22 protein-coding genes, 1 tRNA gene and 1 pseudogene are annotated in these 22,596 nt (G+C 71.0%); 10 read left to right on the top strand and 14 right to left on the bottom strand.

The genetic code is table 11. The features are described from left to right. Positions 1-219 precede the first annotated feature (219 nt). Together ABT106_RS04470 and ABT106_RS04465 are read left to right on the top strand one after the other, a co-directional pair. Positions 220-375: pseudogene (locus tag ABT106_RS04470) on the top strand (nuclease-related domain-containing protein); the annotation flags it as partial. A gap of 170 nt (positions 376-545) precedes the next feature. Continuing rightward, entirely contained in the window at positions 546-737 is a 192-nt protein-coding gene (locus ABT106_RS04465) for a hypothetical protein (protein WP_351272180.1), read from the top strand. Between the two features lie 57 nt (positions 738-794). Here the strand turns inward: ABT106_RS04465 and ABT106_RS04460 are convergent, their stop codons facing one another. Further along, the gene (locus ABT106_RS04460) at positions 795-974 is read right to left on the bottom strand and encodes a hypothetical protein (RefSeq protein ID WP_351272177.1); all 180 of its coding nucleotides are present in this window, start codon (positions 972-974) and stop codon (positions 795-797) included. Positions 975-1,321: 347 nt separating this feature from the next. On the opposite strand from ABT106_RS04460, the gene ABT106_RS04455 reads away from it, so the two are divergent. Then, positions 1,322-1,885: a hypothetical protein gene (locus ABT106_RS04455; RefSeq protein ID WP_351272139.1), complete on the top strand. Its 564-nt coding sequence runs from the start codon at positions 1,322-1,324 to the stop codon at positions 1,883-1,885. A 178-nt stretch (positions 1,886-2,063) separates the two neighbouring features. Here ABT106_RS04455 and ABT106_RS04450 read toward each other — a convergent pair. Beyond that, positions 2,064-2,138, bottom strand: a tRNA-Val gene (locus ABT106_RS04450). Positions 2,139-2,159: 21 nt separating this feature from the next. On the opposite strand from ABT106_RS04450, the gene ABT106_RS04445 reads away from it, so the two are divergent. The 3 genes from ABT106_RS04445 to ABT106_RS04435 all read left to right on the top strand — a co-directional run bounded on the left by ABT106_RS04445 (position 2,160) and on the right by ABT106_RS04435 (position 4,569). Then, entirely contained in the window at positions 2,160-3,488 is a 1,329-nt protein-coding gene (locus ABT106_RS04445) for a coiled-coil domain-containing protein (protein WP_351272136.1), read from the top strand. A 211-nt stretch (positions 3,489-3,699) separates the two neighbouring features. After that, complete coding sequence (locus ABT106_RS04440) at positions 3,700-4,335, top strand: DUF4383 domain-containing protein (protein WP_351272133.1); 636 nt, start codon at positions 3,700-3,702, stop codon at positions 4,333-4,335. 9 nt (positions 4,336-4,344) lie between these two features. Next, the gene (locus ABT106_RS04435) at positions 4,345-4,569 is read left to right on the top strand and encodes an FmdB family zinc ribbon protein (protein ID WP_351272130.1); all 225 of its coding nucleotides are present in this window, start codon (positions 4,345-4,347) and stop codon (positions 4,567-4,569) included. A 94-nt stretch (positions 4,570-4,663) separates the two neighbouring features. Here ABT106_RS04435 and ABT106_RS04430 read toward each other — a convergent pair whose 3' ends face one another. The 4 genes from ABT106_RS04430 to ABT106_RS04415 are packed head-to-tail and all read right to left on the bottom strand — an operon-like array spanning position 4,664 to position 9,880. Then, positions 4,664-5,323 (bottom strand): O-methyltransferase, encoded by a 660-nt coding sequence (locus tag ABT106_RS04430; protein ID WP_351272127.1) that lies wholly within the window; start codon positions 5,321-5,323, stop codon positions 4,664-4,666. Further along, positions 5,320-6,150 (bottom strand): HAD family hydrolase, encoded by an 831-nt coding sequence (locus ABT106_RS04425; protein ID WP_351272124.1) that lies wholly within the window; start codon positions 6,148-6,150, stop codon positions 5,320-5,322. Before ABT106_RS04425 ends, ABT106_RS04430 begins: the two co-directional genes overlap by 4 nt. Further along, the gene (locus ABT106_RS04420) at positions 6,147-8,675 is read right to left on the bottom strand and encodes a phosphoribosyltransferase (protein WP_351272121.1); all 2,529 of its coding nucleotides are present in this window, start codon (positions 8,673-8,675) and stop codon (positions 6,147-6,149) included. The genes ABT106_RS04425 and ABT106_RS04420 overlap by 4 nt, the downstream gene beginning before the upstream one ends. An 8-nt stretch (positions 8,676-8,683) precedes the next feature. Beyond that, positions 8,684-9,880, bottom strand: coding sequence for an HpcH/HpaI aldolase/citrate lyase family protein (locus ABT106_RS04415; RefSeq protein WP_351272118.1), 1,197 nt, complete (start codon positions 9,878-9,880; stop codon positions 8,684-8,686). A 195-nt stretch (positions 9,881-10,075) separates the two neighbouring features. On the opposite strand from ABT106_RS04415, the gene ABT106_RS04410 reads away from it, so the two are divergent. Next, complete coding sequence (locus ABT106_RS04410) at positions 10,076-10,834, top strand: TerD family protein (protein WP_351272115.1); 759 nt, start codon at positions 10,076-10,078, stop codon at positions 10,832-10,834. 79 nt (positions 10,835-10,913) lie between these two features. Here the strand turns inward: ABT106_RS04410 and ABT106_RS04405 are convergent, their stop codons facing one another. The 6 genes from ABT106_RS04405 to ABT106_RS04380 form a co-directional block, all read right to left on the bottom strand. After that, positions 10,914-11,654: a TerD family protein gene (locus ABT106_RS04405; protein ID WP_351272112.1), complete on the bottom strand. Its 741-nt coding sequence runs from the start codon at positions 11,652-11,654 to the stop codon at positions 10,914-10,916. 149 nt (positions 11,655-11,803) lie between these two features. Next, entirely contained in the window at positions 11,804-12,928 is a 1,125-nt protein-coding gene (locus tag ABT106_RS04400) for a DUF475 domain-containing protein (protein WP_351272109.1), read from the bottom strand. 25 nt (positions 12,929-12,953) lie between these two features. After that, complete coding sequence (locus tag ABT106_RS04395; RefSeq protein ID WP_351272106.1) at positions 12,954-13,529, bottom strand: TerD family protein; 576 nt, start codon at positions 13,527-13,529, stop codon at positions 12,954-12,956. A 222-nt stretch (positions 13,530-13,751) separates the two neighbouring features. Continuing rightward, positions 13,752-14,327: a TerD family protein gene (locus tag ABT106_RS04390; protein WP_351272103.1), complete on the bottom strand. Its 576-nt coding sequence runs from the start codon at positions 14,325-14,327 to the stop codon at positions 13,752-13,754. A 127-nt stretch (positions 14,328-14,454) separates the two neighbouring features. After that, positions 14,455-14,913: a peroxiredoxin gene (locus tag ABT106_RS04385; protein ID WP_351272174.1), complete on the bottom strand. Its 459-nt coding sequence runs from the start codon at positions 14,911-14,913 to the stop codon at positions 14,455-14,457. Between the two features lie 159 nt (positions 14,914-15,072). After that, a complete protein-coding gene (locus ABT106_RS04380) occupies positions 15,073-15,501 on the bottom strand; it encodes a DUF3052 domain-containing protein (RefSeq protein ID WP_351272100.1) in 429 nt (142 codons plus the stop codon). A gap of 448 nt (positions 15,502-15,949) precedes the next feature. Between ABT106_RS04380 and aceE the strand changes: the two genes are divergently transcribed. Beyond that, the gene (gene aceE, locus ABT106_RS04375) at positions 15,950-18,682 is read left to right on the top strand and encodes a pyruvate dehydrogenase (acetyl-transferring), homodimeric type (RefSeq protein WP_351272097.1); all 2,733 of its coding nucleotides are present in this window, start codon (positions 15,950-15,952) and stop codon (positions 18,680-18,682) included. A gap of 97 nt (positions 18,683-18,779) precedes the next feature. Further along, complete coding sequence (locus ABT106_RS04370) at positions 18,780-19,589, top strand: potassium channel family protein (RefSeq protein WP_351272094.1); 810 nt, start codon at positions 18,780-18,782, stop codon at positions 19,587-19,589. Here ABT106_RS04370 and ABT106_RS04365 read toward each other — a convergent pair. Together ABT106_RS04365 and ABT106_RS04360 are read right to left on the bottom strand one after the other, a co-directional pair. Then, positions 19,570-20,049: a peptidase inhibitor family I36 protein gene (locus ABT106_RS04365; RefSeq protein ID WP_351272091.1), complete on the bottom strand. Its 480-nt coding sequence runs from the start codon at positions 20,047-20,049 to the stop codon at positions 19,570-19,572. The two genes, ABT106_RS04370 and ABT106_RS04365, sit on opposite strands and share 20 nt — an antisense overlap. A 198-nt stretch (positions 20,050-20,247) precedes the next feature. Beyond that, on the bottom strand, positions 20,248-21,855 hold the full coding sequence (locus ABT106_RS04360; protein WP_351272088.1) for an MFS transporter: 1,608 nt from the start codon (positions 21,853-21,855) through the stop codon (positions 20,248-20,250). Between the two features lie 137 nt (positions 21,856-21,992). Here ABT106_RS04360 and ABT106_RS04355 point away from each other — a divergent pair. Further along, a partial coding sequence (locus ABT106_RS04355; protein WP_351272085.1) for a TetR family transcriptional regulator occupies positions 21,993-22,596 on the top strand: 604 nt, incomplete at its 3' end.

Below are 22,596 nucleotides of genomic sequence, written 5' to 3'. Positions count from 1 at the left end.
ACCGGCTGTACGTGAACCTGCCGGGCGGCCACTAACCTCCTCGAGGCGCACTTGGCGGACCTCCCCGACCCCGCGGCCCCGCTTCCCGGTCCGCCCCCGGAGGACCAGGCCCGTACGGGCAAAGCCCCCGACTCCCCCGGCTCCTACGGCTCCTCCGCGCTCAGCGGCGGGAGCCGCCTCGCACGCGGTCCGGGGCACGTCAGGCGCGCCCTGGACCGCGTGCTCCGGAGGGAGACCGAGTGGGACCCCTGGTTCAGGGGGCTGGCCGGCGAGCGCATCGTGGGCGCCGAACTCGACCGGCTCACCGCCCGGGGATGGAGGGTGCTGCACTCGATCCCCCTCGCCCGCGGCGGCGACATAGACCACCTGCTCGTCGGCCCGGGCGGCGTCTTCACCGTCAACACCAAGAACGTCCGGGGGAGATCGGTGTGGATCGGCGACGACGTGGTCAAGGTCGACCACGGCCCCCGCGCCCCTACCCGGCCAGGAGCCGCGCCGAGGCGAAGCACGCCCGCGGCATCCTCGAACGTCACTGCCCCTTCCCGGTGGAGGTGGAGCCGGTCCTCGTGTTCGTGGGCGCCCGGGACCTCCCCAAGGAGACGACGCAGCTTCAGGTCCGTGTGTACCGGGAGCGCGAAGTCGCGGCCCTCGGCCCGCTCACCGGCCGCCTCGCACCGGAACAGCTGGACCTCGTCTACGCGGTGGCCCGCCACCGCAAAGCCTGGCTCACCCCCTGACCCGAACGGCAGGCCGGTCACGGCCCAGGAGGCCGGCGGCAACTGCCACAACAGGGTTCAGAGGACGTGCCCATTACCGCAATACGCTGCGGAAGAGTCGGCCTTCAGACCGCACACGCGGCACTTCTTCTTGCCACGCAAGGCGTTCCATGTGTCTTTGGCGGACTGCTCGAGATCTTCAACGCGGTCGCCGATCTCGTTGTGCTTCTTGCGGTCACCGAACCAACGGCTGCTCATCCTGGTCACCTCCAGGCGGAACGAGGTCCCGTCTCTCAGCCTAGCCAGAATCACGCCCCTCGGCCGGTCCGGCGCCGACCGGCCAAACGGCCCCCGCCTGGCGCCCCGCCCGGGCTCCTGTCCTCACGGGGCGGACCCAGCGGCCTCACCGCGGTACACCTGCGGTGCTCTCATCCATGAAGTCAGGCAAGCCCCGTGCGCGGTTTGTGCTTCCAGTGCCCCCTTGCGCGCCTCGCCTGCCGCCCACACCGTGTGCGGAAGGTGCATGTCGGCGTTCTGACCACGCGGGGAGAGGGCGACACATAGTGAGTTCAGCGACACAGTGGGCCACCACGACATTCGGTCCTGTGGCTCTGCAACTGGCCGAGACCGTCCCGGCCTGCCTCGTTGAGGCACACGCCCGAGCGCGTCACGCCCACGAAGGAGTGCACACCCAAACCCTGGAAGCGTACGGACACGGGCTTCACGCCGCGCAGTACGAGGCGCTCGCCGCCGGTCTCACGCCGCTCGAAGGAGCGACCTCACGCCGACTGCAGGGCCGCTCGGTGATGCTCATCGGCAACAATGCCATCTACCCGATCCGCTATGCGAAGAAGGACGTGCCGATCACTGAGGCACGGCTGCGGAAAGCCGTCGGTTTCCGAGCGGACCTGATCCGACGCCACGGCCCAGAACCGATGCAGCAAGCGTTCGATCTCGGCCTGGATGAACTGGACGAAGGGCACGTACATCCGGACGTGGCTCTCCTGCCACGCGATCTCCGTCTGATCATCGTGGCGTACGCCTGCTCGATGGAGCGCGGCGTCATGCGGATCGAGTGGGGCTCCGCAGAGCTGCGGCGCGAGGACCGCTATCTCATCTGGCACCACCATGAGCCCCTCCTGCCGCCGGCACCCCCTCGCGCTGCCTGATCGCGGCTCTCAGAACAACGGCAACTGACACCCCGCCACCCTGAAGCGGGCCTACGCCCCCGCAGCTCCCAAGTCCCGTTGTCCGCCCCCGGATCACCGACCGCTCCCAGCCGCTCCCATAGGTATGGAACTGGATGCGAAAGGCCCCCCGCCATGATCGGCGGGGGGCCTTCTTCGCTGGTGGGCGCGGACGGTTTCGAACCGCCGACATCTGCTTTGTAAGAGCAGCGCTCTACCCCTGAGCTACGCACCCGTGAATGAGTGGACAGCCTACATGCCGGGCACACCCCCCACGCAAACCCGTTCCGGTGGGGGAGAATGGACCGGGGCAAGGCGGACGCGGTACGGGAGAGGGATTGTGACGACGGCATCCCGGCGTTGGTTCGGTGGGCGGGACGAGAGTCGGCGGGCGGATGCGCAGGCGGCCAAGGATGCCGCCGCCGCGGCCTTCTACGAGCTGGACACCGCGCAGCGGGACCTGCGGATCTCGGTGGAGACGATCGCGGCGGCGGACGGTTCGCCCGCCGCGCGGCACGTCGGCGAGGGGTTCGCCGCGCTCGGGCGGCGGATCGACGAGGTCAGCCACGTGTACATCGAGGCGGTCGACGCGCACGACCTGGACCGGCCCGAGCTGGAGGTCTCGGTCGCCGCGCAGGCGACCCGGGAGCTGACCCGGGCCCGCGAGGAGCTCGTACGGGTCAGGGCGGAGCTGGACCGGTTCGAGGAGGGGCTGCGGCCGCTGCTGGACAAGGCGGAGACGCAGCTGGCCCGGGTGGCTCCGGCGCGGGAGCGGGCCAAGGCGGCGCTGCTGGCGGCGAGTGACGCGCTGGACGCCGTACGGGCCAAGGGCATGCGGGCGGACGAGCTGGCCGCGCGGCTCGCGGCGCTGGGCCCCGAGCTGACCATGCTGAACCAGGGCGCCGCGCTCCACGGGGTGCAGGCGACGGTGCAGCGCGCCGACCGCGTCCTCCGGGACGCGGAGGGCGTGCGCGCGGAGGCGGCCCGGCTGCCGGAACGGGCCGCCGAGATCGACCGGCGGCTGGTCAGCCTGCGGACGCGGGCGCAGGCGCTCCGCAACCGGGCGGACCGGGTGGACCCGGTGCTCAGCGAGCTGCGCCGCCGGTTCAGCGCGGCCTGCTGGCAGGACCTCCAGCAGGTGCCGGACCAGGCCGTGCGGGACGTGGAGCAGGCGGAGGACCGGCTGGCGGAGGCCGGCCGGGCGCGCGATGAACAGCGCTGGGCGGACGTGGGGGCGTCGATCGAGGCGGTCCGGGCCTCGCTGGACGCGGTGGACGAGGCGGTGTCGGCGGCACAGGACCGGTTGACGCGGCTGGAGGCGGTGGCGCGCGATCCGCGGGCGGAGGTGGACCGTACCCGGTTCGCGATCCGGGACGCGCAGCGGCTGGCGATGGCGGGCCGGAGCGTGCCCGATCCGCGGCACGCGGCGCCGCTGGACGAGTCGGTGGCACGGGTGGAGCGGGCGGTGGCCGGGCTGGAGGAACGGCACCCGGACTACTGGGCGTTCCTCCAGGAGATGGAGGCCGTGCGGGCCTCGGTGAACCGGGTGGTGTCCGAGATACGGGAGGACCTCGGACACGGCTGAACCGCCGGACCGGCGGCCCGTACCGGCTTCGGCGGACCGGTGCCGCAGTCCGGCCCCGCGGACCGGACCGGTCCCCACCGGACAGCCCCGATCTGCGGGTACGGCCCCCTCGCGCCGCGCGTGGGGCGGTGTCCCGGCGGCTCCGGTTGTCCGTGGCCCTCCGGCGGCGGATGCTGGGAGTGGTGTACGGCCCGAGGCAGAGGAGGGCGGTATGGCTTCCCATGCGGCGCCGCGTATCCGCAAGCCGGTCGGTGCCCGGTTCGACGAGCACCTGCCGGTCGATCACAAGCTGAGCAAGGTGTACCGGGTCGGGGCCGGGCTGACCGGGCTGGTGCTGGTGGTGTTCGGGATCCTGGGGCTGATCGACCGGATCGGCTTCTTCGACACGGGCGGGGACACGGTCCTGACGCTGAACACCAACGGGGCGCTGAGCGTCCTGTCCATCCTCGTGGGACTGCTGCTGTTGTACGGGATGGCCGTGGGCGGGAACTTCGCCTCGACGCTGAACATCGTCCTGGGCCTGCTGTTCATCGCGAGCGGGTTCATCAACCTGGCCCTGCTCGACACCGGGTTGAACTTCCTGGCCTTCAAGATTCCCAACGTGCTGTTCAGCTTCGTCGTCGGCGTGATGCTGATGTGGTTCGGGATGTACGGGCGGGTGGGCAGCGCCCTGCCGCACGACAATCCGTACTGGCGGGCCCGCCACCCCGAGCAGGCGGCCCGGGAGCAACGGGCGCGTGCGGGCCTGGGCGGCGGCGCGGCCCCGGCGGCCCCGTTGACCCCCTCCGCCGCGGCCGACGCGGTGTCGCGCCGTTCGGGGATACCCGTACGGGGTCCCGAGGCTTAGCCTGTGCGCATGCCCCGTTACGAATTCCGCTGCCGGACCTGTGAAGACACCTTCGAGGTCAGCCGGCCCATGGCCGAGTCGTCCGCGCCCGCCGACTGCCCCGCCGGGCACTCCGACACCGTCAAGCTGCTCTCGGCCGTCGCCGTGGGCGGTTCCACCGGTTCCGCCGGCTCCCCCGCCCCGGCCATGAGCGGCGGCGGTGGCGGCTGCTGCGGGGGCGGCGGCTGCGGCTGACCCCGCCGCCGTCCCACGGGCGCGGGACAGGCCGCCCGGTCGGCGACCGCCCGACCGGTGGCCGGGCGGCCCCGTCCCCCGAGCCGCGCCCGCGCTACCGCTTGCGCGACAGCGTCAGGCCGTCGGAGATCGCCAGCAGCACGGAGTCCATGCGCGGGTCCGCCGCGACGTGGTCGTTGTAGGCGCGGACCCCGGCCGCCGCGCCGGTGGCCGACTCGTCGAGGACCGTGCCGTGATAGAGCGTGTTGTCCGTGACGATCAGGCCGCCCGGACGCAGCCGCGGCACGAGCTCCTCCCAGTACGCGATCTGGCTCTGCTTGTCCGCGTCCACGTACGCCAGGTCGATGTGCTCGTCCTCCGGCATGGCCCGCAGGGTGTCGAGCGCCGGGGCGATCCGCAGGTCGATGCGGTCGGCGACCCCGGCCGCCTCCCACGCCTCCCGGCCGTAGCGGGTCCACTCCTCCGAGACGTCGCAAGCGATGATGCGGCCGTCCGCGGGCAGGGCCTGGGCCATCGACAGCGCCGAGAAACCGGTGAAGGTGCCGATCTCGACGATGTGGCGGGCGCCCGTCAGCCGGACGAGGAAGGCCAGCAGCGGCCCCTGCTCCTCGGCCGACTGCATTCCGGCGACGTCGGGGAACTTCTCGTACGTCGTGGCCACGAGCCCCCGCTGTACGGCGTCCAGCGGGGGGTTGTGCGCGAGCATGTACCCGTAGAGGTCTTCAGTGATCTTGGTGCTGTTTCCCTTGGTCATGCACCCAGTCTGCCGAGTCGCCCGGCCTCGCGGGCGAACGCGCGCACGATTGCCTCGCCCGCGAGCACCCCCGCCTCCGTCAGGGACGTCACGGACGGCGACTCCCAGCCCGCGTCGGCCAGTTCGCCGTGTCCCGGGCGCCAGCCCCGGTCGGCCGCGAGCAGCAGGTCCGCGTCCAGGAGCGAGTCACCGGCGGCGAGCGTGGTGGTGGCGCCCGTGCGGCGGGCCACCTCGTGCATCGCCGCGCTCTTGGTCAGCGGGCGCGGCACGGCGTAGATCTTGCGGCCCTGGAGCGAGACGGTCCAGCCGCGGGCGGCCGACCACTCCGCCAGGGACTTCAGCCACTCGTCGGGGAGCAGGGCGCGCTCGACGACGAGGTACGCGAACAGTTCCTCGGCCACCCGCGTCTTGCGCAGCCACGCCGGGTCGGCCGTGGCCTGGAGGTGTGCGTGGACCTCGTCCAGCGGGGCGCACTCCGCGGCCAGCCGGGCCGTGACCTGCCGCCGCCAGTCGCGGTCCGGTACCCCGTCGACCAGCAGCTGGCCGCCGTTGGCGCAGATCGCGTACTGGGCGGGGCGGCCGGGGAAGCGGATGCGCTGGTACTGCTTGCGGGTCCGCGTCGTCGTCGGGACGAAGACCACGGACGGGTCGGCCGTCAGCTCCGTCAGCAGACCCGCCGCCGTCTCCGTCATGTAGGACAGCGGCTTGCTCTCGTGGACCTCCACGCACAGCAGCCGGGGGGCCACCGGGTCGGGCATGGTCAGGCCGAGGGCGGCCGCCGAGTAGATGAGCGTGCGGTCGAGGTCACTGGCTATCAGGAGGGTCACTTCGAGGACACTGCCTTCCCGTCGGCGCCCGTGGCGCCGCGCGTGAAACGGGGGTGGATGAGTCCGACGCAGGTGTAGGGCAGGCCGTCGACCTCTTCCACCGGTACGCCGCGCTGCTCGGCGAGCAGCCGTACGTGGTCCAGGTCGGGTCCGGCGCCGCGCTGGGCGAGGATCTTCCACGGCACCCGGCGCAGCAGGACCCGGGTGGTCTCGCCGACGCCCGGCTTGACCAGGTTCACGTCGTGGATGCCGTACTCCTCGCTGATCCGCTCGACCGCCGCCCAGCCCTCCCAGGTGGGGGTCCGGTCGGCGGCGAGGAGTTCCTTGACCTCCTCGGCGACGGCGTCGGCCACCTCGTCGAAACGGGCGGCGACGGTGTCGACGAAGTCGACGGAGACGTCTGCTCCGGCGAGCTCCCGGTAGAACTTCCCGCCGTGGAAGTCGGCGGGGCCCACCAGGTCGGACCTGAGAACCGTACGCGAGATGAGACCGGAAACGGTGGAATTGAGACAGGCGGAGGGGATCAGGAAGTCCTCGCGGGTGCCGTACGTCTCCACGCAGGAGCCGGGGTCGGCGAGGACGACGATCTCGGGGTTGAAGCCCTCGAACGCGGAGAGGGCCTCGCGCAGCTCGCGGGTGATGGCGCCCTTGCCGGTCCAGCCGTCGACGAAGACGATGTCGGCCGGGTCGTGGTGGGCGGCGAGCCAGCGCAGCGCGTTGGCGTCGATGCCGCGGCCGCGGACGATGGAGACGGCGTAGTGCGGGAGGTCCAGGCCGTGCCGGGTCTGGGCCCAGCGGCGCATCAGGACGCCGACGGGCGTGCCGGCGCGGGCCAGGGAGACCAGGACCGGGGACGGGGAGCGCTCGGCGAGGACGGTCTCGGTGACCGTGCCGACGGCCCGGGCGATGCGGGCGGCGGAGTCGTTCAGGGCGCTCTGGTAGAGCTGCTGGTACTGCGGCGACGGCTGGTACTCGACGGGCAGGGACTCGGCGTAGTGGGCGCCGCCCGCCTGGATGGCCTCCTCGCGCTCCTCGGTCGGTGCCTCCAGCTCGACGTCGGAGAAGTCCTGGAGCAGCCAGCCGACGTCCTCGGGGGCGTAGGAGGAGAACGCGGGGCCGCGCAGGGGCTCGGACATGATCGGCTCCTGCCGGTCGGGTACGTACGAGGGCAGGACGGCCAGCAGGACCCGGCCGGTGTGCGGGACGAGGGCCGCCAGGAGCCCCGTCCGCAGGGCGGGGGTGTCCCCGGCGGAGTCGACGACGGCGACGACGGCGTCGAAACCGGCGCCCGCGGTGCCGCGGACGTTGTAGGCGTACCGGTCGCCGGGGCCGTCGGCGGGGGCGTCGTGGGCGGGGAAGACGAGGCGGGTGCGGATGGCGTAGCCGGGGTCGTCCACGGCGAGGACGGGCGAGCGGGTGGTCGTCGAGAAGCGGACCTCGCGGGCCGCCCCCGCGTCCTCCAGGGCCTTCGCGAGGCGCAGCGGCGCGTACATCAGCTCCTCGTTGCCCAGGACGAGGACCCGGCCGGGCTCGGTGCCGAGCGCGGTCGCGAGCTGCCCGGCGAGGGCGGGGAGGGCGGCCTCCAGCCGGGCGCGGTGCGCGGGCGTGAAGCCGTGCCGGCCGCCGTCGGGGACGTCGGCCGGCCAGTCCAGCGGGACCTGCTCCCAAGCGGGCTCGCGGGGTTCCCCGCCGGCGCCCGCGGCGGACGCGGCGTGCTCCGCGGAGGCGGCGGCGCGCTCCGCTGGGGCGGCGGCGCGCTCCGCGGAGGCGGCGTGCGCCTCGTACTCCTCGACCAGGGCCTGGCCCCTGGCCAGGACTCCTTCGGGCAGGGACACCGTGCCCGAGGCCAGGGCGATCAGGTCCACGCGGGCGCCTAGCTCGGCGGCGAAGGCGGTGAGCCGGTCGCGGTCGGCCGGGGAGCGCACGTCGACGAGGGCGACGACGACGTAGTGCCGGCGGGGGTGGCGGGCGTGCAGGTCCCGGATGGTGTTCAGGACCGTACTGCCCGTGGAGAACTCGTCGTCGACCAGGACCAGCGGCCCGCTGCCCGCGAGCAGCTCCGGGTCCTCGGGCAGCAGCAGGTGTGAGGTGGCGTGCGAATGGGCCTCCTCGAACCCGCCGGCGGGCTCCACTCCTGGCACGGGCCGGCGGGTGGAGTGCAGGTAGGGAGCGGGGCCCAGGCCGTCGGCGACGCAGTGGCCGAGGCCGGTGGCGGTTTCGGCGTAGCCGAGGACCACGGCGGAGGCCGCGTCCTCGCCCAGCAGCGCGCGGACGCGCTCGCCGAGGCCGTACCCGGCGGCGTACACCGTCCGCGGGGACTGCGGGACGTGCTTGCCGAGCACCTGTGAGACCAGCAGGTGCGCCCGTTTGGGGTTGCGCCGCAGCGCCAGGCCCAGCAGTTCGTCCAGCCGCGGCGGTCCGGTGTCCGGAGCCTCTTCCAGGCCCACGCCGAGCCGCTGCGCGACCCAGGTTCCCGACCAGACCTCGTCGACCTCGTCGATCGTCTTGCCTTTCCTCGTCGTCAAGGACGGACTCACACCTGGAGCCCGGCCGTGAGGAGGTCGACGAATCCGACCTCCTCCTTCGCCACCCCGAACACCTCGGCGCGCAGCATGGTGCGCTCGGCCCAGGCCCGGTGGGGCTTCACCTCGTTCATTTTGTTCGTATAAGCGGAACGCATCACTCCACCACCATCGCGCTCGGGGCGCAGGATGTCCTGGGCGTCGCTGAACTCCTCGTGGGAGACCACCGACAGCGCGTGCACGGGCGTGACGTGGGCGGGGTGGATGCAGGTCTTGCCCAGCAGCCCGTTCGCCCGGTCGAGCTCGATCTCGCGCAGCAGTCCGTCGAGGTCGTGCTCGATCAGGGCGGTGCGCAGCTCCTCCACCCCCTCCTCCAGGAAGGGGCTGCGGCGCAGCTGGGGCTTGAAGAGGCGCTGCTGACTGCGGAAGTACTCCCAGACCGGGCCGGTCACGGTGAATCCGGTGCCGTCGGCGCGGCTGAGGACGTTGACGACGTCCGCGATGACGCCCGCGACGATCTGGACGTCGTAGGCGGTCATGTCGGGGGTGCGCCGCAGCCCGTACGCGGAGCAGAAGTCGGTCACGCCGAGGCGCAGGGCCAGGACCCGTTCGCGGTGCTCGTTGACCGTCCGGGAGATGCCGGCGAGGGCTTCGACGCGGGTTTCCAGGTGGAGCAGCTCCGGGGTCTCCAGGACGGGCATCGCGTACAGGCGGGGTACTCCGCTCGCGGCCTCCGCGTGGGCGACGGCCTCCAGGAAGGCGATTCCGCGGCTTTCGTCGAACTTCGGGAGTACGAATCCGGCCAGTCGCCGCACGGATCCGCCGAGGCGGCGCGCCAGGTCGGGGATCTGCTCGGGGGTACGGACGCGGACGAACAGCAGCGGGAGCTCCGCGGCGTCCGGGTCGTGGGCGTCGTAGCCGGCCTGCTCCCGGTCGAGCCGCGCGAACTGCCGGACGAGGTTCTCCTCGGCCCCGGCGACATCGCCGTCGCTGATGGAATCCTCCAGGCAGAGCACCATGGAGACGACTCCCCGGCCGGCCTGCTTGCGGACGTCCGCGGCGAGCTGGGGGCGGGTGGCGGGGCTGTAGAGCGTGGCGCCCAGGGCGGCGGCGAGGATGCGGGCCGGTGAGGCGCCGGTGAACTCCACCGGCTCCTGATGAAAGAGGTCCTTACGGACGGTAGGCGATATGTGCCCAAAGTGACGCATGTGCTTCCCCCGTACTGCCTCGGCGGCCCATCTGGCATGGCCGGTAATAGTACGTACGAACCTGAGTCGAGAGTTCCTCAAGCACATGAAGTTCAGGTAACCCTCTTGCACCATGCCCAGGTCTCGCGTTCGAGAGCAAGGTCCTACGGGGGGCCGCATTGTCCCGGTCGCCCCCGGGAGGGCAGGATGACGGGCATGACGCACGCGATGCAGAAGGGCTCCAACATCCCGGTGGCCGCCACGGCGGTCCGGGCGGTGCTGCGCTGGACGGGTGGCCCCGACGTGCCGGACGTGGACGCGTCCGCCCTGCTCGTGGGCTCGGACGGCCGGGTGCGTTCGGACGAGGACTTCGTCTTCTACAACCAGCCCCGGCACCCGTCCGGAGCCGTCTGGCGCCTGGGGAAGAAGCAGATCGGCGACGCGGTCACCGACGCCGTGCAGGCGGACCTGCGGACGGTCACCGCGTCCGTCGATCGTGTCCTGGTCGTCGCCTCCGCCGAGGACATCCCCTTCGAGCGCGTCCGCGACCTGCGCATCCTGCTCTACGACGCCACCTCGGCCGGCGCCTCGGAGCCGCTGGCGTACTTCGACGTCCGGCCCGAGACCGGCGCCGAGACGGCCGTGATCTGCGGGGAGCTGTACCGCCGCGGCGACGGGTGGAAGTTCCGCGCGCTCGGCGAGGGCTACTCCGACGGCCTGGTGGGGCTGGCGACCGACCACGGCATCTCGGTCGACGAGAACGCCGCGGAGGGCGCGCCCGAGCCCGCGGGGAGCCCGACGGCCGGGCCCACCTCCGAGCAGACCACCGCGATGGCGCCGCCCACACAGGCCCCGCCGCCGGTCCCGCCCGCGTACGGGTACCCCCAGCCGGTGTCCCCGGCGCCGGTGCCGGGCCCGGGCGCGGACCCGTCCTTCCGGCTGCCGGTGCAGGGCCCCCAGTTCATCCGCCGCTGACCGGGGCCGCTCCCGGGCGCGCTGACGGCACCGGCTGCCCGGGCGGTCCGCCGCCGGCCCCGGCCCCGGACCGGGCGCGTCAGGCCCTGGTGCTCTTGTAGCCCCGCCCCCACTGGAGCCCCCAGCCGTACAGCCGGTCCAGCTCGGCCTGGAATCCGTACACGAACTTCACCTCGCGGCGCACGACGAGCTCTCCCTTGACCTTCTCCAGGGAGACGACGGCGCAGGAGCGGGCCTGCGGCTGCCGCTCGTCCAGTGGGATCTCGATCCGCGGCCCGGTGACCGGGTAGAGGGTCACCATGGCGTGCGTCCGGTCGAAGGCCGGGGTCTGGTCGTAGATGTAGACGAAGACCAGCAGCCGTTTGATGTCGTCGGCGTGGTCCAGGTTGACGTACAGGGTCTCCCCCGACCCCGAACCGAACCGGTCGTCGCCGCTGAGCTTGACGAACGGCGGGTCGTTGAGGTCTCCGAGCAGGTTGCCGAGCGGCTGGACGGCGCCGCGGGTGCCGTCGGTCAGCTCGTACAGGCAGCCCATGTCGAGGTCGACGTTGACCATGCCCTGGGTGTGCGCCTGCACCATGTCCGGCTTGAAGAGCTTGAACGGGTGGCGGAAGAGCTGCCCGCTCTGGCCGGAGCGGCCGCCTATGTCCGAGGTGCGCATGCGCCAGGACAGGTTGACGCGCAGGTTGCCGTGGACCGCTCCCTGTTTGCTGAGCGACACCGTCGGCTGCCGCTTGGTCAGCTCGATCGCGTTCGACGAGGCGCTGCCCGACTGGAACTGCACGGCACGGCTGCCCAAGATGCCGTCGAAGAAGCCCATCCCCCACTACCCCCCTGGTTTCCCTGGTCCCCTGGATGCCTACGGCAAGCGGGGCGGCCCGCCGGGTCCACGGCCCCTCCCCCGGACTTCCGTCCGGGAGGGACCCCCTGGGCCGCCCCGCAATGGAGCGTTCCGCATTAACGCCGGGGTCATGCCTCTACGGCGACCCCCTCCTTCTCCAAACTCTCCAAGCGCTTGTTGCGGCGCACCGAGGACCAGAAGGACCAGCCGATCAGCACGACGCCGACGAGACCGGTGATGAACTCGTTGATCTCGTACTGGATGGTGACGAGCAGGATGACGGCGAGCGCTCCGATGGCGTAGTGCGCGCCGTGCTCCAGGTAGACGTAGTCGTCGAGGGTGCCCTGGCGGACCAGGTAGACCGTCAGCGACCGGACGTACATGGCACCGACGCCGAGGCCGAGGGCCATGAGCACGATGTCGTTGGTGATGGCGAAGGCGCCGATGACCCCGTCGAAGGAGAACGAGGCGTCGAGGACCTCCAGGTAGAGGAACATGAAGAACGCGGCCTTGCCGGCCATGGCGACGGCCGAGACGGGCTTGCCGGTCTTCTTGGCCTCCTCCTCCGCCTCGCTGACGGCCTCCTCCTCTTCCTCCAGCTTGTTCTCGAAGTAGCCGGAGAGGCCGCCGACCACCATGTAGGTGATCAGGCCGAGGATGCCGGAGATAAGGACGGTCTGCGCCTTGTCCACGTGCATGCCACCGTGCTGGTGGGCGTTGGCGCCGAAGGTCATCGCGGTCACGGCCAGGACGATCAGCGCGATGCACGCCGAGAGCATGTCGACCTTGCCGAGCTTGGCGAGCGGGCGCTCCAGCCACGCGAGCCACTTGATGTCACGGTCCTCGAAGATGAAGTCGAGGAAGATCATCAGGAGGAACATGCCGCCGAAGGCGGCGATGGACGGGTGCGCGTCGGTGACGAGCTGCTGGTACATGTCCTTGTCGTTCATGGCCAGATCGACGGCCTCGATGGGCCCGATCTTGGCGCTGATCGCAACGATCACCACGGGGAAGACCAGCCGCATGCCGAACACGGCGATGAGGATGCCGATGGTGAGGAAGATCTTCTGCCAGAAGGCATTCATCTTCTTCAGGATCCCGGCGTTGACCACCGCGTTGTCGAAAGACAGCGAGATCTCGAGGATGCAGAGGATCGCGACGATCCCGAAAGCCTCCCACCCCCCGTAGAGAACCGCTGCGACCAGACCGAGCGCAGTGACTGCGAACGACCAGCCGAAGGTTTTGAGAACCACTGGCACCCCATCGTCTTGTACGGCTTTACGAAACGTTGACCCCGAAGTCTAGAGCGATGCCCCGGAGCCCCGACGCGTACCCCTGCCCCACGGCCCGGAACTTCCATTCGCCGCCGTAGCGGTAGACCTCGCCGAAGATCATCGCGGTCTCGCTGGAGGCGTCCTCGGAGAGGTCGTAGCGGGCCAGTTCCTGGCCGTCCGCCTGGTTCACCACGCGGATGAAGGCGTTGCTGATCTGGCCGAAGCTCTGCCGCCGGGCCTCGGCGTCGTGAATGGAGACCGGGAAGACGATCTTGTCGACCTGGGCGGGCACCTGGGACAGGTCGATGATGATCGACTCGTCGTCGCCGTCGCCCTCCCCGGTGAGGTTGTCCCCCGTGTGTTCGACGGAGCCGTCGGGGCTCGTCAGGTTGTTGTAGAAGACGAAGTAGTCGTCCCCGAGCACCCGGCCGCTGTTGCAGAGCAGCGCGCTGGCATCGAGGTCGAAGTCCGCTCCGGTGGTCGAGCGCGCGTCCCATCCGAGGCCGATCAGAACCCGGGTCAGGTTCGGTGCGGCCTTGGAGAGGGAGACATTGCCCCCCTTGGCGAGTGTGACGCCCATGTTGTGGTCCTCCCCGGACGACGATGTGACTGGTCTGGCTTCTGTGACTGGTCTGGCCTCGACGGCCGGCCCTTGTGACCACTGTGGCGGCTGTGGCCGGTCTGGCCCCCGCGCCCGGCCTGGAGCTGCCACGGGCGGCCCCCGGCCCGGCACAAGCGGCCAAAGCCCGTCCGGCGCCGTACACACAGTGCACGGCGCCGGACGGGTGAACAGCTCTGGGACTCAGACGTTGACGCCGAAGTCCTGCGCGATGCCGCGCAGGCCCGAGGCGTAGCCCTGGCCGATCGCACGGAACTTCCACTCGGCACCGTTGCGGTACAGCTCGCCGAAGACCATGGCGGTCTCGGTCGAGGCGTCCTCGGAGAGGTCGTAACGGGCGAGCTCGGTGTTGTCGGACTGGTTCACGACGCGGATGTAGGCGTTGCGGACCTGGCCGAAGCTCTGCTGGCGGCTCTCGGCCTCGTAGATCGAGACCGGGAAGACGATCTTGGAGACATCGGCCGGGACACCGGCGAGGTTGACCTTGATCGCCTCGTCGTCGCCCTCGCCCTCACCGGTGGTGTTGTCACCGGTGTGCTCGACGGAACCGTCGGGGCTCTTCAGGTTGTTGAAGAAGACGAAGTTCGAGTCGTTGGCGACCTTGCCCTGGTCGTTGGTCAGGATCGCGCTGGCGTCGAGGTCGAAGTCGCCGCCGGTGGTGGTACGAGCGTCCCAGCCCAGACCGACGATGACCGCCGTCAGGTTAGGCGCGGCCTTGGTCAGCGAGACGTTGCCGCCCTTGCTGAGGCTGACTCCCACGGGTCCTCCATTGGTGTCTGTGTGGGGCGGTGCCCCCGTCGTGCGTTTGCTACCGGATCAACGTTTCGATCCTAGTGACGGGTTCCCGCCTGTACGCGTTTTTGGTGCGGATGCCGCTCGGAGACTCTCAGAGACTGTCGAGCGCCCCGATGTACTCGTTCAGGTCACGCGCGTCGGGCAGCCCGTTGACGACAGTCCACCGCACGACGCCGTCCTTGTCGATGACGAAGGTGCCGCGAACCGCGCAGCCCTTGTCCTCGTCGAAGACCCCGTACGCCCTGGAGGTCTCTCCGTGCGGCCAGAAGTCCGACAGCAGCGGGTACTCCAGCCCCTCCTGCTCGCCGAAGACGCGCAGGGTCGGCACGGAGTCGTTGGAGACCGCGAGGAGCTGCACGTCGTCGTTCTGGAAGCGCGGAAGCTGGTCGCGCAGCTCGCACAGCTCGCCGGTGCAGACGCCGGTGAAGGCGAACGGGTAGAAGAGCAGCACGACGGCCTTCTCCCCCCGGAAGTCCGAGAGCCGCACGGTGGCGCCGTGGTTGTCCTTGAGCTCGAAGTCCGGGGCCTTGTCGCCGACCTCGATCGCCATCTCTCGCATCCCTTCGTTCCTGCTTCGCCGCATTGGGCCGTTCGGGTGGTGCCAGCCTAGGCCCTGGGGGCCCGCCGGGCCGCGAACGCGCACGCCCCGCCGGCCGGGATCACCCGGATCGGCGGGGCGTGCGTGTCCGCTTCGACTGCGGGGCGCGGCTCAGCGCTTCTTGGCTGCGGCCTTGGGCGTCACCAGCTTGGTGGCGGTCCAGTCCTTGCCCACGCTGACGGGCTTGGCCTGGGAGAGGCCGGCGGTCTCGACGGCCTCGCTGATGTCGCTGGCCTCCACGAAGCCGGCACGGCCGGTCTTCGGAGTCAGCAGCAGGACGACTGCACTCTCGTCGACCAGCTCGATGGCGTCGACGAGTGCGTCGGTCAGGTCGCCGTCCTCTTCCCGGAACCAGAGGACCACGGCGTCGACCTCGTCGTCGTAGTCCTCGTCGACGAGGTCGCTGCCGATCTGGTCCTGAATGGACTCACGGAAATCCCGATCGACATCGTCGTCGTAGCCGATCTCCTGGACCACCTGGTCGGACTGGAAGCCAAGTCGGGTGACCGGGCTCTCCGCGTGGTCCGCGGTCGCGCTCACGGGGTGCCTCCTGCTCATGTTCGGTGAATGTCTTCGGCGGCGCGCGTACGCGCAGCATTGGGCGTAGTCCACACGGACGCGGCGGATCGCGCAAGTACCCGGCCGCCGAGACCGTCGAAACGGTGACGATTGCGGCCGTCTCGCCGCAACTTTCAGTCTGCCCGCGTGCACCTCTGGTGATTCATCCCACACCATTCCAGCTCATTCGGCATCGCTTGAGGACTTTCCTACCTGTTTGAGGGACGAACGGCCTTACGAAATCATCGCCCGGCTTGGGCGTAAGGTTGCGTTTTGGCCGGTTCATCACCGGTCTCCAGCCTCGGAAACCCCGTCGGCTCCGGGGATTACCCGGGGGTAAAGATGACGATCCCGGCCGAGCGTAAGACCATGGGAGGCGGCGCCCCCAGGTGCGACTCCGGCACGACCACCCCGACAGTGAAGGAACAGCGTGGCTTCCGCATCCGATCGCAACCCGATCATCATTGGCGGTCTTCCGAGCCAGGTCCCGGACTTCGATCCGGAAGAGACGCAGGAGTGGCTCGACTCCCTCGACGCCGCCGTCGACGAGCGGGGCCGCGAGCGCGCCCGCTACCTGATGCTGCGGCTGATCGAGCGGGCCCGCGAGAAGCGCGTGGCCGTGCCCGAGATGCGCTCCACGGACTACGTCAACACCATCGCCACCAAGGACGAGCCGTTCTTCCCCGGCAACGAGGAGATCGAGCGCAAGGTCCTCAACGCCACCCGGTGGAACGCGGCCGTCATGGTCTCGCGCGCCCAGCGCCCCGGGATCGGCGTCGGCGGCCACATCGCCACCTTCGCCTCCTCCGCGTCCCTCTACGACGTGGGCTTCAACCACTTCTTCCGGGGCAAGGACGAGGGTGACGGCGGCGACCAGATCTTCTTCCAGGGCCACGCCTCCCCGGGCATCTACGCCCGCGCCTACCTCCTGGACCGGCTCTCCGAGCAGCAGCTCGACGCGTTCCGCCAGGAGAAGTCGAAGGCCCCGTACGGCCTTTCCAGTTACCCGCACCCGCGGCTGATGCCGGACTTCTGGGAGTTCCCGACCGTCTCGATGGGCCTCGGCCCGCTCGGTGCGATCTACCAGGCGCGGATGAACCGGTACATGCAGGCGCGCGGCATCGCGGACACCTCGAAGTCCCACGTCTGGGCCTACCTGGGCGACGGCGAGATGGACGAGCCCGAGTCGCTCGGCCAGCTGTCGATCGCGGCCCGCGAGAACCTCGACAACCTGACGTTCGTCGTCAACTGCAACCTCCAGCGGCTCGACGGCCCCGTGCGCGGCAACGGCAAGATCATGCAGGAGCTGGAGTCGCAGTTCCGCGGCGCCGGCTGGAACGTCATCAAGCTGATCTGGGACCGCTCCTGGGACCCGCTGCTGGCCCAGGACCGCGACGGCATCCTGGTCAACAAGATGAACACCACGCCCGACGGCCAGTTCCAGACGTACGCCACCGAGTCGGGCGCGTACATCCGCGACCACTTCTTCGGCGGCGACCAGCGGCTGCGCGCGATGGTCGAGAACATGTCCGACTACCAGATCCAGCACCTGGGCCGCGGCGGACACGACCACAAGAAGGTCTACGCGGCGTACGCGGCGGCCAAGGCGCACAAGGGCCAGCCGACGGTCATCCTGGCGCAGACGGTCAAGGGCTGGACGCTCGGCCCGAACTTCGAGGGCCGTAACGCGACGCACCAGATGAAGAAGCTGACGGTCGACGACCTCAAGCGCTTCCGCGACCGTCTGCACATCCCGATCACGGACGCGCAGCTGGACGGTGGCGCCCCGCCGTACTACCACCCGGGCCGCGACTCCCCCGAGATCCAGTACATGCACGACCGGCGCAACGCGCTGGGCGGCTACGTGCCGACCCGCGTGGTGCGCGCGAAGCCGCTGCAGCTGCCGGACGAGAAGACGTACGCCGCCGCGAAGAAGGGCTCGGGCCAGCAGTCGATCGCCACGACGATGGCGTTCGTCCGCATCCTGAAGGACCTGATGCGGGACAAGGAGATCGGCCGGCGATTCGTGCTGATCGCGCCCGACGAGTACCGCACCTTCGGCATGGACGCGTTCTTCCCGAGTGCCAAGATCTACAACCCGCTGGGCCAGCAGTACGAGGCGGTCGACCGCGACCTGCTGCTCGCGTACAAGGAGTCGCCGACCGGCCAGATGCTGCACGACGGCATCTCGGAGGCGGGCTGCACGGCCTCGCTGATCGCCGCCGGCTCGGCGTACGCGACGCACGGCGAGCCGCTGATCCCGGTCTACGTCTTCTACTCGATGTTCGGTTTCCAGCGCACCGGTGACCAGTTCTGGCAGATGGCCGACCAGCTCGCGCGCGGTTTCGTCCTCGGCGCCACCGCCGGCCGGACCACCCTCACGGGTGAGGGCCTCCAGCACGCCGACGGCCACTCCCAGCTGCTCGCGTCGACCAACCCGGGCTGCGTGTCCTACGACCCGGCCTACGGCTACGAGATCGCGCACATCGTCAAGGACGGCCTGCGGCGGATGTACGGCCCCGAGGCCGAGGACGTCTTCTACTACCTGACCGTCTACAACGAGCCCATCCAGCACCCGGCGGAGCCGGACGGCGTCGACACCGAGGGCATTCTCAAGGGCATCCACCGGGTGTCCGAGGGCACCTCGGGCACCATCGGGGCGCAGCTCATGGCCTCGGGCGTGGCGGTGCCGTGGGCGCTGGAGGCGCAGCGGCTGCTGGCGCAGGACTGGGGCGTCCGGGCGGACGTCTGGTCGGCAACCTCCTGGAACGAGCTGCGGCGCGAGGCCGTCGAGGTGGAGGAGCACAACCTGCTCCACCCGGAGGAGGAGCAGCGCGTGCCGTACGTGACGCGCAAGCTGTCCGGTGCCGAGGGCCCGTTCGTGGCGGTCTCGGACTGGATGCGGGCCGTCCCGGACCAGATCTCGCGCTGGGTGCCCGGTACGTACACCTCGCTGGGCGCGGACGGCTTCGGTTTCGCGGACACGCGCGGTGCGGCCCGGCGCTTCTTTCACATCGACGCCCAGTCGGTGGTCCTGGCGACGCTGACCGAGCTGGCCCGGGACGGGAAGATCGACCGGTCGTTGCTGAAGCAGGCCGTGGACCGCTACCAGCTGCTGGACGTGGCGGCCGCCGAGCCGGGCGCGGCGGGCGGCGACGCCTGACGTCGACGACGACATCGACGCGGAACCGCTGAGGACGGCCCCCGGGGACTCCCCCCGGGGGCCGTCCCGGCTTTATGGGTTCCTTACGATGCTCCGCATGAAGGAACTCTCCCGCCAGCTGCTGTGGGAGCGGCGGAGCCAGACCCCGCTGCTCGTGCTCGCCGTGGGCTTCGCCGTCGCGTACGCCGTGCCGATCGTGGCGCCGGACGCGCCGGCGTCCGTGCACCGGGCGTGCCTGGTCACCGAGTGGGTGGTGTGGTCGGCGTTCGCCTGCGACTACCTCGTGCGGCTGGGTCTGTCGCCCGCCCGGAAAGCCTTCGTACGGACGCACTGGATGGACCTGGCGGCGGTCCTGCTGCCGATGATCCAGCCGCTGCGGCTGCTGCGGCTGGTCTCCACTCTGCTGCTGGTGGGGCGGCGGGCCCGGATGGCTCCGCAGATCCGGCTGACCACGTACGTGGCGGGGGCGGTGGTCGGACTGCTGATGTTCGGTTCGCTGGCGGTGCTGAGCGTGGAGCGGGACGCCCCCGGCGGGAACATCAAGAACCTCGGCGACGCCCTGTGGTGGTCGGTGACCACCATGACGACGGTCGGTTACGGCGACCACTCCCCCACCACCGGCCTGGGGCGGCTGCTGGCGGTGGGGCTGATGCTGTCGGGCATCGCGCTGCTGGGTGTGGTCACCGCCAATATCGCGGCCTGGTTCATCTCCCGGTTCGAGCGCGACGACCGGGCGGAGCGGGAGCAGACCGCCGCGATCGCCGAACTGGCGGCGGAGGTACGGGCGCTGCGCGCGGAGGTCGCCCGGCTGGGCGGACCGGGTGCGGCGCCGGGTGCGGTGACCGGCGTACCGGCCGGGGCGCCCGGCGCCGTTCCGGCCGCGCGGCCTAGTGCTCCCACACCTTGAAGGCCCTCACCTGGTAGGGCGATTGGGGCAGCCAGACCCCGTCGCCGGGATAGGTCTGGAACTCCCCGGTCTCCGCGCACTCGGCCGACTGGTAGGTGGTCACCGGGCGGCCCGTCCGGTTGGCGAGGGCCTGGGCGCTCTTGCCGGCGGGCAGGGCCGTGCAGCTGTTGATGTCGAGGGTGCTGAGCTCGTGGACGTGCCGGACGCCCTTGAACTCCGGTTTCGCCCACAGGCACAGCTGGCCGGCCGCGCAGCTGCCGAGCGCGGCGGGCGCCGGCCCGGCGACGGGCCGTCCCGGGGCGCCGTGGGTCGGGGCGCCGTGGGTCGGGGCGCCGTGGGTCGGGGCGGCCTGCGCGGTCGCGGCGTGGGCGGTGGGCGCCGTGCTCGGGACGAGCGCGGCGGCGGCCAGGGCGGCGACGGCCAGGACGGTGGTGCCGCGGGGGATGTTACACGTACGCATGACGGGTCAACTCCTTGTGGACGAGGGGCGCCCCGGACCGTTCCGGAGCACCGTCCCCACCACGCTGACCTGCGATGACGGTCGGACGGAAGAGGCCCGACCCGGGTCCACCCGGATAGGCGACAGCCCCGCCGGGTACCTCCGGCGGGGCTGTCGCGCGTACGGGGTTGACGTCCGCGGGGGCCGTCGGGGCGGCCGTCAGATGTGGGCCGCGCCCGCTCCTTCGGGGGCGTTCTCGCCGCGCTTGGTGAAGCAGGCCACGACGGCGGCGAGGACCGCGACGACCCCGGCGACGGTGAAGGCCGTGCCCATGCCGTCCACGAAGGTGTCGTGCGCGACCTTGGTGATCGCCTGCGCGACGGCCTCGGGGGCGCCGGGCGGTACGGGTGCGAGGCCGACCTGGATGCCGCGCTCGGCGAGTTCCGTCTGCTCGGGGGTGAGCGGGGGCAGTCCCGCGGCCCGCCAGTTGTCCCCGAACGAGTTGCCGACCGAGCCGGCCATGACCGCGCCGAGGACGGCGGTGCCGAGGCTTCCGCCGACCTGCATGGCGGCCTGCTGGAGGCCGCCGGCCACTCCCGACAGCTCCAGCGGGGCGTTGCCGACGATGACCTCGGTGGCGCCGACCATGACGGGCGCGAGGCCGAAGCCGAGCAGCGCGAACCAGAGGGACATGACCGCGGTGCCGGTGCCGGGGGTGAGCTGGGCCATCCCGAAGCAGGCGGCGGCGGTGGCGACCATGCCGGCGACGAGCGGGACGCGCGGGCCGACCTTGGTGATCGCGATACCGGCCAGCGGCGAACCGATGATCATCATGCCGGTGAGCGGGAGCAGGTGCAGACCGCTGTCGACCGGGCTCATGCCGTGCACGTTCTGCAGGTAGAAGGTGACGAAGAACAGGCCGCCCATGAAGGCGAACGCCATCAGCACCATCAGCACGGTGCCCGCGGACAGCGGCAGCGAGCGGAACATGCCCAGCGGGATGAGCGGTTCGGCGACCCGGCCCTCCCAGAAGGTGAAGAGGACGAAGCCGAGCACCGCGGCGGCGAGGAACAGCAGGGTCTTGTAGTCGCCCCAGCCCCACTCGGCGGCCTTGATCAGGGCCCAGATGAGGGAGAACATCGCGCCCGACAGCAGCAGGATGCCGAGGACGTCGAAGGAGCGCGGGGCCTTCGCGGCCCGGTGGTCGACCAGGATGAAGAGACCGAAGAGCAGGGCGACGATGCCGACGGGCACGTTGATGAAGAAGACCGACTGCCAGCTGACGTGTTCGACGAGCAGGCCGCCGACGATGGGCCCGGCGGCGGTCGAGGCGCCGATGACCATGCCCCAGATGCCGATGGCCATGTTCAGCTTCTCGGCGGGGAACGTGGCGCGCAGCAGGCCGAGCGCGGCGGGCATGAGCAGGGCCCCGAAGAGGCCCTGGGCGACGCGGAAGCCGATGACCAGCTCGACGCCGGTGGACAGCCCGATGGCGGCGGAGGAGACCGCGAAGCCGGCGATGCCGATGAGGAACGTCTGGCGGTGGCCGAAGCGGTCGCCGAGCTTGCCCGCGGTGATCAGGGAGACCGCGAGGGCGAGGAGGTAGCCGTTGGTGATCCACTGCACCTCGGCGAGCGAGGCGCCGAGGTCCTTCTGGATCGCGGGGTTGGCGACGGCGACGATCGTGCCGTCCAGGGTGACCATCATGACGCCGATCGCGACGGCGAAGAGGGTCAGCCAGGGGTGGCCGCGCAGCCCGGTGGGGGCCGGCGCCGATCCTGGTTCCTTGGCGGGCACCTGGTCGTCGACGGTGATCTGACTAGTCATGCGAGCAGGCTAGTGACAGCGACTGACACTTCACAGACGGCTTAACCAGACGGTAACTGTCGCGTCGGTCACAGGTACCCTGACCGCTCACTCAGCGTCAGATCCACCTCAGACGGCAGCGGGAGGGAACCTCGGTGATGACCGACGAGCGGCCGGCGCCGGCCGCCCCGGCGGCCGGGCTGCGCGAGCGCAAGAAGCGGCGCACCCGGGACGCACTGCTGCGCGCCGCGCTGCTGCTCTTCATCGCCCAGGGGTACGACCAGACGACCGTCGACGAGATCGCCGACGCCGTGGACGTCTCCCAGCGCACCTTCTTCCGTTACTTCGCCAACAAGGAGGAGGCCGTCTTCGCGGTCCAGGACCTCGTCGAGTCGCACTTCGTGGCCGAACTCCGCGCCCGCCCGGCCGCCGAAGGGCCGCTGCGGGCGATGCGGGCCGCCGTGCTCGCCGCCTGGGACACGGTCGAGGAGGCCCTTTCCGACGTGGTCCCCGTCGAGCTCTACATGCGCAGCTACCGGCTGATCGAGTCCACCCCGGCCCTGCTCGCCGTGCACCTGCGCCGCTCCACCGAGCTGGAGGAACGGATCTCCCGGCTGATCGCCGAGCGCGAGGGCCTCGACGTGGACGGCGACCCGCGGCCGCGGGTCGCCGGCGCCGCGGTCTCCGGGGTGTTGCGGGGGTCCCGGCGGCGGGGGGGCCGGGGCGAGGACGCCAGCGGGGGCGCGATGCGGCGGCTGACCG

Origin of the sequence: Streptomyces sp. NPDC002044 (assembly GCF_040296725.1) — a bacterium.
Classification (GTDB): Bacteria; Actinomycetota; Actinomycetes; order Streptomycetales; family Streptomycetaceae; genus Streptomyces; species Streptomyces antarcticus.
This window is presented reverse-complemented; position numbering and strand designations above follow the sequence as displayed.